This window comes from Chryseobacterium sp. G0201 (assembly GCF_003815655.1).
Classification (GTDB): domain Bacteria; phylum Bacteroidota; class Bacteroidia; order Flavobacteriales; family Weeksellaceae; genus Chryseobacterium.
This window is the reverse complement of record NZ_CP033917.1, coordinates 4,747,931-4,761,990: the sequence shown is the minus strand read 5'-3', so window position 1 is coordinate 4,761,990 and position 14,060 is coordinate 4,747,931. Positions and strand designations below refer to the sequence as shown.

At 34.0% G+C, this 14,060-nt stretch carries 11 protein-coding genes; all 11 read left to right on the top strand.

Annotation, left to right across the window (positions count from 1 at the left end):
- The first annotated feature begins 97 nt into the window (after window positions 1–97).
- Window positions 98–889: a polysaccharide biosynthesis/export family protein gene (locus tag EG348_RS21370; protein ID WP_123984947.1), complete on the top strand. Its 792-nt coding sequence runs from the start codon at window positions 98–100 to the stop codon at window positions 887–889.
- Window positions 890–897: 8 nt separating this feature from the next.
- Window positions 898–3,237 carry a GumC family protein gene (locus EG348_RS21365; RefSeq protein WP_123984946.1) on the top strand — a complete coding sequence of 780 codons (2,340 nt, stop codon included), beginning with the start codon at window positions 898–900 and terminating at the stop codon, window positions 3,235–3,237.
- Window positions 3,238–3,239: 2 nt separating this feature from the next.
- A complete protein-coding gene (locus tag EG348_RS21360) occupies window positions 3,240–4,208 on the top strand; it encodes an SDR family oxidoreductase (protein ID WP_164463333.1) in 969 nt (322 codons plus the stop codon).
- A gap of 21 nt (window positions 4,209–4,229) precedes the next feature.
- Window positions 4,230–5,522: a nucleotide sugar dehydrogenase gene (locus EG348_RS21355; protein ID WP_123984944.1), complete on the top strand. Its 1,293-nt coding sequence runs from the start codon at window positions 4,230–4,232 to the stop codon at window positions 5,520–5,522.
- 37 nt (window positions 5,523–5,559) lie between these two features.
- Window positions 5,560–6,936, top strand: a complete 1,377-nt coding sequence (locus tag EG348_RS21350; RefSeq protein WP_164463332.1) for a hypothetical protein — start codon at window positions 5,560–5,562, stop codon at window positions 6,934–6,936.
- Window positions 6,933–8,033 (top strand): right-handed parallel beta-helix repeat-containing protein, encoded by a 1,101-nt coding sequence (locus EG348_RS21345; protein ID WP_123984942.1) that lies wholly within the window; start codon window positions 6,933–6,935, stop codon window positions 8,031–8,033. The genes EG348_RS21350 and EG348_RS21345 overlap by 4 nt, the downstream gene beginning before the upstream one ends.
- Window positions 8,033–9,271, top strand: coding sequence for an oligosaccharide flippase family protein (locus EG348_RS21340; RefSeq protein WP_123984941.1), 1,239 nt, complete (start codon window positions 8,033–8,035; stop codon window positions 9,269–9,271). Before EG348_RS21345 ends, EG348_RS21340 begins: the two co-directional genes overlap by 1 nt.
- The gene (locus EG348_RS21335) at window positions 9,268–10,296 is read left to right on the top strand and encodes a RimK family alpha-L-glutamate ligase (RefSeq protein ID WP_123984940.1); all 1,029 of its coding nucleotides are present in this window, start codon (window positions 9,268–9,270) and stop codon (window positions 10,294–10,296) included. Before EG348_RS21340 ends, EG348_RS21335 begins: the two co-directional genes overlap by 4 nt.
- A gap of 361 nt (window positions 10,297–10,657) precedes the next feature.
- Window positions 10,658–11,821, top strand: a complete 1,164-nt coding sequence (locus EG348_RS21330; protein ID WP_123984939.1) for a glycosyltransferase family 4 protein — start codon at window positions 10,658–10,660, stop codon at window positions 11,819–11,821.
- Complete coding sequence (locus tag EG348_RS21325) at window positions 11,821–12,732, top strand: glycosyltransferase family 2 protein (RefSeq protein WP_123984938.1); 912 nt, start codon at window positions 11,821–11,823, stop codon at window positions 12,730–12,732. Before EG348_RS21330 ends, EG348_RS21325 begins: the two co-directional genes overlap by 1 nt.
- A 1-nt stretch (window position 12,733) precedes the next feature.
- Window positions 12,734–14,059 carry a polysaccharide pyruvyl transferase family protein gene (locus EG348_RS21320; protein ID WP_123984937.1) on the top strand — a complete coding sequence of 442 codons (1,326 nt, stop codon included), beginning with the start codon at window positions 12,734–12,736 and terminating at the stop codon, window positions 14,057–14,059.
- The last annotated feature ends 1 nt before the right edge of the window (window position 14,060 follow it).

Genomic DNA, 14,060 nt, shown 5'->3' with positions numbered 1-14,060 from the left:
GTGAAATATATTTAATATCGATCAAAAAAAATAAGACCGGCTACTTTTAAGTATGCCTAGAAACTTACAAGCTTACAAGACGTAGAATGAATATCATATGAAGAAAATTACAATTATTATATATTTAATGCTGTTATCGGTTACTTTACTATCATGTAAGCCAAAGCAGAATATGGTATACATGTCAAATCATGACATGACGGAAGAGGTTAACAAGGCGAAGTTTCAAGGGTTGCATATTCAGGAAGGGGACGTTCTTCTGATTCTTGTTTCTGCACTTGACGAAATTGCAGTAAAACCTTTTAATCTTAATACGACAAACAAGGTAGGAAGTGATTCGGGTACCGGAATAAATCAGTATGTACAGCCAAGTGAGTATTTAGTAAATGAAGAAGGAAATATATATTTTCCGGTATTAGGAAATGTATACGTTAAAGGAATGACTCAGGTGCAGCTAAAACAAGACCTTGAGTCTCGTCTGAAGAGATATCTTGCAGATCCTATGGTGTCAATTACCCTGAAAAACTTCAATGTAAGTATTTTAGGAGAAGTGAAAGATCCTGGGCAGAAGCAAAGTGTTTCCCAAAAGATCAATATTTTTCAGGCATTAGGTTTAGCGGGTGATATGACTGATTATGGAGATCGTACCAATGTTAAACTTATCCGTACAGGAGATGATGGGGTTGATCAGATTGTTCAGATTGATCTTACCAGATCGGATATTGTAAGTTCGCCTTATTACTATATAAAGCAAAACGACATATTATATGTGCAGCCGGATAAAAATAAGCAAGTTCTTGCAAACACTAATCCTAACAGAGCTTTAACGTTCCAGATTATTGGCGCATTACTAACGGCGGGGACGCTTATTGTTGCTTTAACAAGATAATAAGAAATATGCAGCAGATAGAATTTCAAACAAAGGACGAAAAATTAAACATAAGGAAAACTGTTTCTCAATACCTGTATAAATGGCCTTGGTTTATTGCCTCTATTTTAGTCTTTGTAACAGGTGCTTATATTTACCTTAGATACAGTGTACCTCAGTATCAGTCTAAAACTACCCTTAAATTTGATAAAAAACAAAATGATCTTTCCTCAGCGCTAGCCGACCTTGATAATCTCGGAATAGGCCTTGGGAATGCTGATGAGTTAAAAAGCGAAGCTGCGGTTGTGAATTCACGACCAATACTGATGCAGGTAGTACAAAATCTTAATCTGAATGTAGAATATTACAATTCAGGGGAAATTAAAGATTCGCAGCTGTTTGGCAATGCTCCTATCACCGCAAAAATAGTCACTTATAATAAAGATAATAAAAAATTTGTATCTTCTCAATACACGGTAACAGGTGTAAAGGGCGATGAGTTTATCCTTAAGAGTGAGAAGAAAGGAAGTTTTAAAGGGAAATTCAATATTCCTTTGCAACTGGATTTTGGAACAGTAGTTTTACAAAGAAATCCTGTTCTTGCTTTTAAATCAGAATATAAAATTATTTTTTGGAATCCGATTGAGAAGGTAAAAAGACTCGAAAAAAAGATACAGGTAAATTTACCGGATGAAAAGGCAATGTTGATGGATATTAGCCTTATAGGATCTCTTCCGGAAAAATCAGAGGCTATTCTTAACGAAGTGACCAAACAGTATAATTTAGATGGCCAAAAAGATAAAAATTTACAGGCTGAGAATACTCAGAAATTTATTGATAAAAGACTAGAGGTTATTACCAAAGATCTTTCCGGGGTAGAAAATCAGAAAGAAGATTTTCAAAACCGCAATCGTATCGTTGATTTGCAGGCGCAGGCAGAATTAGCACTTCAGAATACAAGTGAGAATACTAAGACTCTTCTTCTTCAGCAGACACAGCTTGATCTTTTGAACTCTCTTACTGCAGAAGCTTCAAAAAGTAACAATCAGCTTATGCCGTCTAATCTGGGGTTGAATCCTTCATTGGAGCAATCGATTTCTCAATACAATCAGCTTCTTATCACTAGAAATAAGACACTTAAGCAGGCAACCAATGAAAACCCTGCTGTCATTGAAATGAACAGAGAAATTGCTTCATTGAAAGATGTTATCCGTGATAACATTCGTGAGCAGAAAGAAACCGTACAGGCTGGTATTTCTCAACTTCAAAATCAAATCACAACCAGTAATAATGTTATAGAAAAAGTTCCCGGTCAATCTAAAGTATACAGGGGAATTGAGCGTCAGCAAAACCTTAAAGAGCAGTTATTTTTATTCTTATTGCAAAAAAGAGAAGAAAATGCAATCAACCTATCGGTAGATGTACCGAAAGCCAAAATTGTAAATCCTGCATTTACAGAAGATACTCCGGTATCGCCTAAAAGAGGTATTATCCTTCCGGGAGCCTTTTTCTTAGGATTATTAATTCCTTTTGCAATTTTCTATTTGTTATTTGGTTTTGATGACAAAATCTATACAAGAGATGATATTAAAGAACGTTCCGGGCTGGGAGTATTGGTTGATATACCATCACTTAAAGATAAAGAAAACCATTTGGTTCAGAAAAACGACTTTTCAGAGTTGGCGGAAGCATTCAGGGTCCTTGTTTCCAACCTTAAATTTGTTTTACCGGTAAAAGATTCTGCCAAAGTTATTATGGTGACTTCTTCGGTAAAAGGTGAGGGAAAAACCCTTGTATCCGTAAATCTTGCTCTTACTTTAGCCAATAAAAACGGAAGAGCTCTTTTGATTGGTTCGGATATTCGTAATCCGCAGATCCAGAGATATGATAGCGAACCGACGAAAAGAAAAGGTCTTACAGAATATTTATATGATGATTCGGTAGATGTAGACGATCTTATCCATACATCAACAACCAATCCTGCATGTGATGTCATTTATGCAGGAACAATTCCTCCAAATCCTCAGGAACTGCTTTCAAATGGAAGATATCAGAAGCTTATTTCGGAGATGTCGTCTCAATATGCTTATATTATTATTGACTCTGCACCGCTTATGCTGGTTTCGGATACATTAAGTATTGCTGATGCTGCAGATGCAACTTTATATGTAGTAAGATCCGGAATATCAAGAAATATACTGGTAGATTTTGCCAATGATCAGGTGAAGGAATCTAAATTAACGAATGTATCTTTTATCATTAACGATGTTTCGAAGCGCGCAGGCGGCTATGGATATAACTATAGCTACGGATATGGCTACGGTCAAAATGATAAGAAAAGTTGGTGGAAGAAAATGTTTAAATCATAGAAATGCATAAAATTTTAATTACAGGCGGAGCTGGTTTTATCGGTTCTAACTTAACGGAATATTTTCTAAACAAAGGCTATTTTGTAGTTTGTTTAGATAATTTTGAAACAGGTCACCGTCATAATGTCGAGCCTTTTCTTCAAAACCCAAATTATAAATTAATTGAAGGAGATATACGCGATTTGGAAACTTGCCAAAAAGCAGTTGAAAATGTAGATTATGTATTGCATGAGGCGGCATTAGGCTCTGTTCCAAGATCTATTAAAAATCCTATCACAAGTAATGATGTGAATGTTTCAGGATTTTTAAATATGTTGATCGCGGCGCGTGATGCCAACGTAAAACGTTTTGTATATGCTGCTTCATCATCAACTTATGGTGACTCTGCTTCATTACCTAAAGTAGAGGACGTAATCGGGAAACCATTATCGCCATATGCCATTACCAAATATGTAAATGAACTATACGCTGACGTATTCTCAAAAACATACGGAATGCAGTGTATCGGTTTAAGATATTTCAACGTATTCGGACGCAGACAGGATCCCAACGGAGCGTATGCAGCCGTGATTCCTTTGTTTATAAAACAATTTATGAATAATGAATCTCCCAAAATCAATGGAACAGGAGATTATTCGCGTGACTTCACTTACATTGATAATGTCATTCAGATGAATGAACTGGCAATGTTGACAGAAAACCCGGAAGCAATCAATACAGTGTATAATACAGCGGTAGGTGATCGTACAACATTGAATGATCTTATTGGATACCTTAAAAAATATTTAAGTGAATTCGATGAAAAAATTGCCGGGATTGATGCTACGCATGGTCCGAACCGTGTCGGTGATATACCGCACTCGTTAGCTTCGGTTGAAAAAGCAGAAAAATTATTAGGATATCAGCCTACCCATACTATAGAACAAGGCTTACAGGAAGCTATCAGTTGGTACTGGGAAAATTTAAAATAAATATTTTTAAACCGAATCTTTGTGGAAAAACAATTTAAGATTGCCGTTATCGGATTAGGATACGTAGGTCTGCCTTTGGGTAGATTATTTGCAACCAAGTATCCGGTTGTAGGTTTCGATATCAATAAAAAAAGGATTGAGGAACTGAATATAGGGGTAGACAGTACTTTAGAGGTAGAACCCGAAGTATTGAAGCCTATATTAACACAGGAAAACCCTTTTAATCAAGCCGATAAAAATGGATTGTACTGCTCTTATGATATCAACGATATTAAGGAGGCAAACATTTACATTATTACAGTTCCAACTCCGGTTGATAAACATAACCGTCCCGATCTGACGCCTTTATATAAAGCTTCAGAAACTGTAGGTAAGGTATTGTCTAAAGGAGATATTGTAATTTATGAATCTACCGTATATCCTGGTGCTACTGAAGAAGAATGTATTCCTGTTCTGGAAAAAGTTTCAGGAATGAAATTTAACGAAGACTTTTTCGCAGGATATTCTCCGGAACGTATTAATCCGGGAGATAAGGAACATACTGTAGAAAAAATCTTAAAAGTGACTTCTGGTTCAACACCCGAAATTGGAGAAGTAGTAGATGGTTTATATAAATCTGTGATCATTGCTGGAACTCATTTGGCACCAACAATCAAGATTGCAGAAGCTGCCAAAGTAATTGAAAATTCACAAAGAGATATCAATATCGCTTTTGTTAATGAATTAGCAAAGATTTTCAATCTTTTGGAAATTGATACTCACGCCGTATTAAAAGCTGCCGGAACGAAGTGGAACTTTTTACCCTTCAAGCCCGGATTAGTAGGTGGTCACTGTATTGGAGTAGATCCTTATTACCTAGCGCAAAAAGCACAAGAAAACGGCTATCACCCGGAAATCATACTGGCTGGACGTCGTCTTAACGATTCTATGGGGCAGTATGTAGCTTCACAGTTGGTGAAAACGATGATTAAAAAGAAGCTTACCATCAATGATGCTAAAGTTTTAAACTTAGGAATAACGTTTAAAGAAAACTGTCCTGATGTACGTAATACAAAAGCGGTAGATGTAATTACCGGGCTTGAGGATTATGCGTTACAAGTGACGACTTTTGATCCTTGGGCAGATCCTGCGGAAGTAAAACATGAGTATGGTCTTACGGTTGTTAATGAGATTCCCGATGAAAAGTTTGATGCGATTATTCTTACTGTTGCACATAATGAGTTCATGAATTTGGATTTACGTAAGTATCTAAAAGAAGGAGGAGTGATTTATGATGTAAAGGGAATTTTAGAAGAATGTGATTCTAGACTGTAATACAGTATAGTTAAGAGAGTAGAAGTATTAGTTGGGTATGGAGGTAAATAGATTGTCACCAAAATTAGCTTTATTCATTGTAAGCTTTTTGTTTTTTTTCATAGGTTTTGTGATCTATGGAAAGATGACGAACACCTCATATTCAGATGTGTATTTTTTACCGATAGGGCTGGGATTTTTTGCATTATTTATTTCAGATATATTTGTAAAGCTTAAGTCGTATTTTATTTTCTGGATCATTACTGTTCAGCAGATTATACGATATATTGTTATTCCATGCCTTTTTTTAACTGATGATAAACTGAGATTCGGGAGTACAACCGTCAACGAACCTTACGCGGTTTCGATGATGCTTGTCGAGCTGTTATTTATCTTAATTGCTTATCATATCTGTACATATTCGAAAGAGATAAAAGAAAAGACCAGACAATTAAATTTTTTAAAGTTAAATACAATTAATACCGGTCTGTTTTTACTTTTTATATTGATTATTGTAACCAACAGAAGCTTTCTACAGAAGTTAAGTTTTGTATGGGATATTGCAAAGTATTTGAAGCTTAAAGTTTCCGGTGATCTGGAGAGTGTTTCTCCGTTGGTAAGTATCATGTTTCCGGTGATGAGGGCATATATCGTTGTTTTTATCTTTTCAGTAATCAATTCATTTAAGGTAAAACAAAGGACAAAGCTTATGCTGTCGGTATTTGTTGTAATAATAAATGCCACGATTATTATTGGGATTAGTAGATTCAGTATTGTATATGCTACATTTCCTTTGGTACTTTTATTGATTTATTTTTACCCGACTTATAAGAGAAAAGTAGTCACTTATACGTCTGTTTTCTTTGGACTTATATTAATGTTGGCTTCATTGGCGAAGTTTTCCGGAAATGCAAAAAAAGCTGATGTGGGAGGTTTTTTCAGCCTTCATCAATTGAATGCTTATTTTGGAGGAGTCGGCAATTATGCGATCGGATATGATTCCTACAAAAAGAATCAGGTAAGTGTTTTTGACCAGTATTATTACTTTGTTTCTGATATTACGCAAAACATTCCTGTGTTGTCTAAATTTTCAAATGATAATTATAAGACCAACATTAAATTCAATAATCAGATTTACGGAGCTGGGCGTTCGAGAGATCAGATTGTGCCGGTGTCGGTAGCAGGATTGTACCATTTTTCTATTTATTTCTTTTACATATATATATTTATACTGAGCATTTTGGCTTTTAAATTTGAGGCAAAAGCGTATTCTACACAGTCGCCGGTATTGTTCTTTTTATATGTTATTCTAGCATTGGGCTGTGCAACTTCAATGATGATTAATATTGGTTCCCTTTCTGCGACACTGTTTATCAACTTGGTTGTATTTATACCATTTTTTACAATGATTAATAAATTAAATTCAGCAAAATGAAAAAGGTAATATTGTTATTTTTCGTATTGATATATTTTTTTGGAAGTTCTCAATATTATGTTAAAGACCGTTTTTCAGGTTATTCGACTGTCAAAAGTGGAGACTTTAAAGCGGCAAAAGATCTTACATTGTATCTGCCAAAAGGATATTCCAACAAAGGCGATAAAGACTATACGGATTTAATTCAAAAAGGAATCAACGAAAATTCTACGCTTGTTATGCCGGATTTTCCGATTTTGGTTAACGAAAATGGGTTAACATTAAAATCAAATCAAAAAATTCTTTTTCAGAAGAATTCAAAGTTGATTATGAAACCGAATAGTAAAGACCGTAACGGAATCCTTAATTTATTCAATATTCAGAATGTAGATATTTATTATCCGAGTCTGATCGGAGATAAACATAAACATTTGTCGACTACCGGAGAATGGGGAATGGGGATATACATTTTATCATCCACAAATATCAATATCATCGGATCTTCCATCGAAAGCACTTGGGGCGACGGGATTTGTATAGGTGGCAGAAACAATAGAAATTCTTCAGATATAACGCTTAAGAATACCATCTTAAAAGACAACCGCAGAAACGGATTAACTATCGGAGGAGTAACCAATTTGGTTGTAGAAAATGCTTACATCGCCAATACATCAGGAACCAATCCTCAGGCGGGAATTGATATTGAGCCGGACAGCAATGCTTACGACGTTAAAAATGTTAAGCTAACTAACATAGAAACCCAAAATAACGGCAACTACGGAATCATAATTTCACCCGGAAATATGGTTGGTAAACAACAAAAAGCAATTTCCATTACAATAAACAATTTTAGAGATAACGGTTCTAAAATAGGCTTTGGAATGGCGGTAACCAGAGATAAATTTGATCAGGGTTTTCCTAAGTTAGATGGAAATATCAGTGTAAGTAACTTTTCTTCACAAAATAATTCTACAGCAAAATTCAGATCATTTAAAGGAGCTCCGCATCAGGTAAATGTGAATATAGATTTGAAGAAAATAGGAAATACAGCATCAAAAAGCGCAACTGGCTATGGTCAAAAGTTTAAGAATAATGCCGAAACGATTACTTTAAAATAATGATCAACAAAATAAAAAATATTTTTAATACTAAGGACAAAAAAGCGCTGTTGGAAAACTTCGTTTCATTATCTGCATTGCAGTTAATAGGGATGTTGCTTCCATTGGCCACTCTGCCTTATATTTTAAGAGTAATAGGTTTCGAAAAATATGGAGTTATTGTTTTTTCGGCATCGTTGATCGCTTATTTTACGGCGCTGACTGATTTTAGCTTTAGAATTACAGCGACCCGTGATGTGGCTCTCAATAGAGACAGTCCGAAAAAGCTGAATATTATTTACAGTAAAGTTTTAACCATTAAAACGCTGTTCTTATTACTTTCCTGGATTTTAATTGCTATAGCAGTCTTTTTATATCCTCCGTTTTGGGAAAACAAAGAAATTTATTTCTATACAAGCTTACTTTTATTAGGATACGTATTATTTCCTGAATGGTTTTTTCAGGGCATTGAAAAAATGCGTTATATCACATATTTAAATTTAGGAATTAAACTTTTTTTCACGTTATGTGTTTTTATTTTCATTAAAAAAGAAAGTGATTTCTGGATCTATCCACTCTTGCAGAGTGCCGGATATATTGGAGCTGGTTTAGTGGGGCAATATTTATTAGTAAAGAAATATAAGCTGAAATTTATCCTTCTGCCCTATAAAACAGTCATTAAAACGATTAAAATTAATTCGCCGATTTTCATCAATCAGTTTGTGCCAACGTTATACAATAATACCAGCACTTTCTTATTGGGAATTTTAGGAACAGCCAAATTGGTGGGTATTTATCAGGCTATTTTAACGGTAGTAAATCTGATTGTAACGTTAATTGAAATTCTTTCCCGTGTTTTTTTCCCATTCTTAAATCGCAAAAAAGATGCATTTCAATGGTATAAAAAAATGATGTTGGTTACCATAAGTGTAATGATAATCGGGGTTTTAGCTTTAAATAAAGTAATCTTCTGGTATTTGAATATAAGCTACGATAATGCCTTTTGGGTACTATTAATATTAGCGATAGGGCTGCTCGGTTATACACTGTATAATATTTTCGGACTTAATTATTTTATCATACACCGTGAAGATAAGCTGGTAATGAAAAACACATTATTTGCTTCTCTTTTGGGGTTTGTTTTAGCCTATCCGTTGATACATTTTTACTCTGTATTGGGAGCTGCTATCAATTTGTCTTTAGCAAGATGTGTGATGGGTGGAGGATTATATTATAAATTTTTTAACAGAAAGAAATGAAGATAGGAATACATCATCGTAAAGGAAGTTTTTCTGATCGCTGGATTGAATATCTGGAAGAGAAGAAGATACCTTATGTGCTATTAAATGCTTTTGATAACGATATTATTAAGCAGATAAAAGAGAATAAGGTAACGCATTTTATGTGGCACTTTAATCAGAATTATTTTGAGGATATGCTCCATGCAAAAACTTTATTCAGGTCTATCAACCAGATCGGTATAAAGACGTTTCCTAATGAAGATACGTACTGGCATTTTGATGATAAAGTGGCACAAAAGTATCTTTTGGAAGCACTCGATATCCCATTGGTAAAAGCAGATGTTTTTTATCATCAGAAAGAAGCTGAAAAGTATATAGAAAATACATTGTTCCCGAAAGTTTTTAAATTAAAAGGAGGCGCAGGATCAATCAATGTAAAGCTTGTGAGAACAAATGAACAGGCGAGAAAGATAGTAAAACAGGCATTTGGAAGTGGTTTCGCAGCCTTCGATTCTTGGACGGTTTTTACTGATACTATCGAAAGGTTCTGGAGACAGAAAACGCAACATAATTTTCTGAGAGTGGTAAAATGGGGTTTTAAAGGCATTTTTGTGGACAAACAATACAAAGTCTTTCCAAAACAGAGAAACTACGTTTATTTTCAAGAGTTTATTCCTAATCTGACGTACGATATAAGGCTCATTGTTATTGGTGATAAATGTTTTTATCTGAAAAGAAATACAAGAGATAATGATTTTAGAGCTTCCGGCAGCGGAATGCTTGAGTTTGCACCGGGTGCGTTCAATTTGGATGCAGTAGAAATAGCTTTTAAAGCAGCTAAACAGCTTAATATGATATGTGTGGCGTATGATTTTATATTTGATACTAAGGATAAGCCATTAGTGGTAGAAATCAGTTACGGATTTCAGCCTTATGTTTATGATCAGTGTTTAGGATTTTATGATACAGCCTTGAATTGGAATGAATCTAAGGTCAATTTAGAATACGAAATTATTCATAATTTTTTAAAAGATTTTTCATGAAATAATAATTTTCTTCATAGCAATCAGTGTGTTAAGAATAATTAAAACGTTAATTTATTCTATCAGTTGTGATATATTGTTTTTTTTGTATATTTGTTTTAGATAAAGAAATATATGAATCAAAAATATAATTTTATAGCATTACGTTTGTGAAATTGTTTTGTTTCCTAAATATAATTTACCTTATCACTATTGATGCCGGACCACACAGATTTGAAAAGAAATCTTCTTAATTAATGAAAATAAGAGCAGCATTATAGAGCTTAATAACTCTGAAAATATTGTAATTATTTATTCATTCAAGCTTTAAAAAAACTATAACCTCAATTTTTATCTGATTATTACTAAAGTGATATAAAAAATGAATATAATTTTCCTTGAAGCCGTTCAAATTCATGGTGGTGCTCGTAAAAGTACTATAGAATTGGCTAAAAGACTAAATGAAGAGGGGCATAATTCGGTTATCGTAGATTTCTGGGGTAATTGCAACGAATTTATTGATGATGTAAAAGCTAATGGTATCTCTATCAAGATATTAAAGAAAAATGATACCCCCATTGCAATTTTCAGCTCCAAAAATCCGGTTAAGATATTTGTAAATATCACTTTATTTCTATTGGATTGGTTTAGACTGAAAAAAGAATTTAATAATTTTCAGAAGACCTTTAAACCTGATGTAGTAATTATCAATAATATTAAAACCAACTCTATCTTAAAAAAAGGGAAGGATTATAAGATCGCCTATTTCGCAAGAGGCTGGTTCGCTTATAATTCTATTGGTTTTCTTAAAAAATTAATGTTTAAGTATAATTCCGATTACTTTATCGGAGTGTCTCAATCCACAAGACAGGCGATCTATACGGGAGGTTTAGCTCCTTTAGAAAAGATTTTTGTCGTTCCAAATGCTATTGATTTAACAAAAGTTGAACAATATAAAAACAGCAGAGAAGAACGTAAGGATAATGATCCGATGGTCATTTTGCATTGCGGTGGTTTTTTACCGGCAAAAGGGCAGGATGTGTCTATTTCTTTGGCAAAAAGATTAAAAGAGAACAACATTAATTTTAAAATAATCTTAATGGGAGCAGTTTATGATACGCCCGTTTCAGAGAATTTTTTGAAAAAGATCCGTAATGAAATTAGTCAGTTTAAACTTGATGACAATGTAGAGATTCTTTTGAATCAAAAAGATCCTTACAGTATTTTTAAAAATAGTGATATTTTGATTCATCCGTCTGATACTGAAGGTTTACCGCGTGTCATCATGGAAGCATTGGCTTTTGAAATGCCGGTTATTGCCAATCCTGTAGGCGGCGTTACGGATTACATTTTACACAATTTTACAGGATATATCACAACTCATAATAACGTAGATGATTATTATGAATACGTCTGTAAACTTTATCATGACAGAAAATTATACGAATTCATTGCAAACAATGGAAAATCGTTGATTGTCAATAATTACGGTAAAAAGAATCAGGTTGAAGAGTTTGATAAAATATTTAAAAAACTGGGTCAATAATGAAGTCGATTACAGTTTTTACCCCAACCTTTAACAGAGAAAAGACTCTTAAAAGGCTTTACGACTCTTTGTGCAATCAAAGCAATCCGGATTTTAAGTGGATCATTGTAGACGACGGCTCAAGCGATAATACTGCTTCCCAAGTTGAAAATTGGATAGAAGAAGGCAAGATCGAAATACAATATCATTATCAGAAAAATAAAGGGAAACTTGCAGCCCAGATTTTAGCCTTAGATTATATTGATACTGAATTATTTACCTGTATAGATTCCGATGATTATATGCCTGACGATGGGATACGGAAAATATTAAAATTCTGGAAAACCAATAAGAAAAGCAATTCTGCAGGAATTATCGGTTTGGATGCTTATGAAGACGGTTCTGTAGCAGGTGAGCATTTACCGGATATCAAAGAATCTACCTATTCTGATTTAGTAGATCATTATAAAATTAAAGGAGACAAGAAATATATTTTTGATACCGAAAAATACAAAAAATATCTGCCTTACCCATATTTTGAAAATGAGATTTTTCATGAAGTAAGCTGGATATTTCCATTGATTGATCAGGATTATAAATTTCTTCTTTCAAATGACATATACTGTATTATAGAATACCAACAGGACGGATTGTCCAACGGATTATACAAAAGATATAAAGAGAATCCCAATTCATTCATTGAATACAGAAAAATGAAAATGAAGTATGGGATTAATAAAAAAGTAGTACTAAAGAACTCAGTACATTATATATCCTCATGTGTTTTTGCCAAAAAATGGAATTTTTTTAAAGGTTCCCCCAACAAAACTTATACCCTCATCGCCATTCCTTTCGGAATACTGCTGAATGTATACATCAACTATAAGGTAAAGCAAAATGCGCAAAGGATAAAACAAGGAAAATTGATATAGAATGAATAATGCTATAATAGTACCCGGAGTAACAGATTTGAATAAAGGTGATCAGGCATTGGTCTGGGAAAGCTGGAGGTTGGCCAAAGATACCGGGCTTTATGACGAGGTATATATTTTGGATGCCGGTGATAATGCAGAAGAAAGAGCATTGTTGTGCAAACAGTCTGAAGAACACGGCTTTAAATTATTAAATAATATTTTAAAACACCCCCGCAGAGGGCAGCATAAATCTGGAGAGCATATTAAAGAGTCAAAATTTGAACTTTTAAAGCAGATCAGAAATGCAGGAATGGATTTTAAGAATACAAGACATTTAATTAAAATCTGCAATGATCTTGAAAAAGTTAAGAAAAACTTTGATGATAAAACCTATCAGACGGTAAAACAGTTTCATGATGCAAAAACCATTTTTGTAAAAGGTGGAGGTTTTATTCATGCTTATGGTGAGAAAACGGCGCCTTATTTAATGTGGTATTTTTTATTCTATGTAAGACTGGCGAAGGCATTAGGGAAGAAAGTTGTCTTTTTACCTAATTCGTATGGACCGTTTATAGGATTAACGGTGAAACAACAAGTTCGTACAGTATTCAATCAACTGGACTTAGTTTATGCGCGTGAGAATGTTTCATCCAAAAGTTTAGGAGAATTATTAGAAAAAAATATCCCTGTAGAAATGGATCTTGGTTTTTTCTTGGAAAAAGGAAGTCAGGAAGAAGCTTTGAAGATTTTAGAGAAATATAATTTAACAACAGAAGATAAGATTGTCGGAGTTACGATCAGGCCTTGGCGTTTTCCTGGCTTATCAAATCCTGAAGGGTTATACAAAAAATACATCGACTCGGTTGTTGATCTTACAAAACATATGTTGAGTAAAGGATACAAAGTCGCTTTATGTAATCAGTCATTAGGACCAAATTCTCATGAAGACGACCGTAACGCCATCAAAGATTTGCTTGAAAAGGTTCAGGATCCGAATATCATCTGGATTAATGAAAATTTACCTTGCGATACATTGAAAGCACTGTATTCCAACTTTTATTTCTTCATAGGAACGCGTTTTCACTCGATTATCTTTTCATTGACATCTTTAGTTCCTTCCATTGCGATCGGATACGGTGGTAATAAGGCTTTGGGTATCATGGGAGATTTTAATTTGGATGATTACGTGGTTCAGATTCAGGATGTACAGTCGGATTTGCTGATTACTATGTTTGATAAGGCCATTTCAGAATATGACACTATAAAATCACAGTTGGATCAGTCAATGAGTTTGGTGACAGACAGTAGAAACAGGTTAATAAAAGATATTCAATCCTTGTATTAAT

What these genes read in the sequence shown, in the direction of transcription:
- EG348_RS21350 (WP_164463332.1), top strand. Translation starts at nt 5,560, where the DNA reads ATGGAGGTAAATAGATTGTCACCAAAATTAGCTTTATTCATTGTAAGC.
- EG348_RS21320 (WP_123984937.1), top strand. Translation starts at nt 12,734, where the DNA reads ATGAATAATGCTATAATAGTACCCGGAGTAACAGATTTGAATAAAGGT.
- EG348_RS21325 (WP_123984938.1), top strand. Translation starts at nt 11,821, where the DNA reads ATGAAGTCGATTACAGTTTTTACCCCAACCTTTAACAGAGAAAAGACT.
- EG348_RS21340 (WP_123984941.1), top strand. Translation starts at nt 8,033, where the DNA reads ATGATCAACAAAATAAAAAATATTTTTAATACTAAGGACAAAAAAGCG.
- EG348_RS21335 (WP_123984940.1), top strand. Translation starts at nt 9,268, where the DNA reads ATGAAGATAGGAATACATCATCGTAAAGGAAGTTTTTCTGATCGCTGG.
- EG348_RS21330 (WP_123984939.1), top strand. Translation starts at nt 10,658, where the DNA reads ATGAATATAATTTTCCTTGAAGCCGTTCAAATTCATGGTGGTGCTCGT.
- EG348_RS21370 (WP_123984947.1), top strand. Translation starts at nt 98, where the DNA reads ATGAAGAAAATTACAATTATTATATATTTAATGCTGTTATCGGTTACT.
- EG348_RS21360 (WP_164463333.1), top strand. Translation starts at nt 3,240, where the DNA reads ATGCATAAAATTTTAATTACAGGCGGAGCTGGTTTTATCGGTTCTAAC.
- EG348_RS21365 (WP_123984946.1), top strand. Translation starts at nt 898, where the DNA reads ATGCAGCAGATAGAATTTCAAACAAAGGACGAAAAATTAAACATAAGG.
- EG348_RS21345 (WP_123984942.1), top strand. Translation starts at nt 6,933, where the DNA reads ATGAAAAAGGTAATATTGTTATTTTTCGTATTGATATATTTTTTTGGA.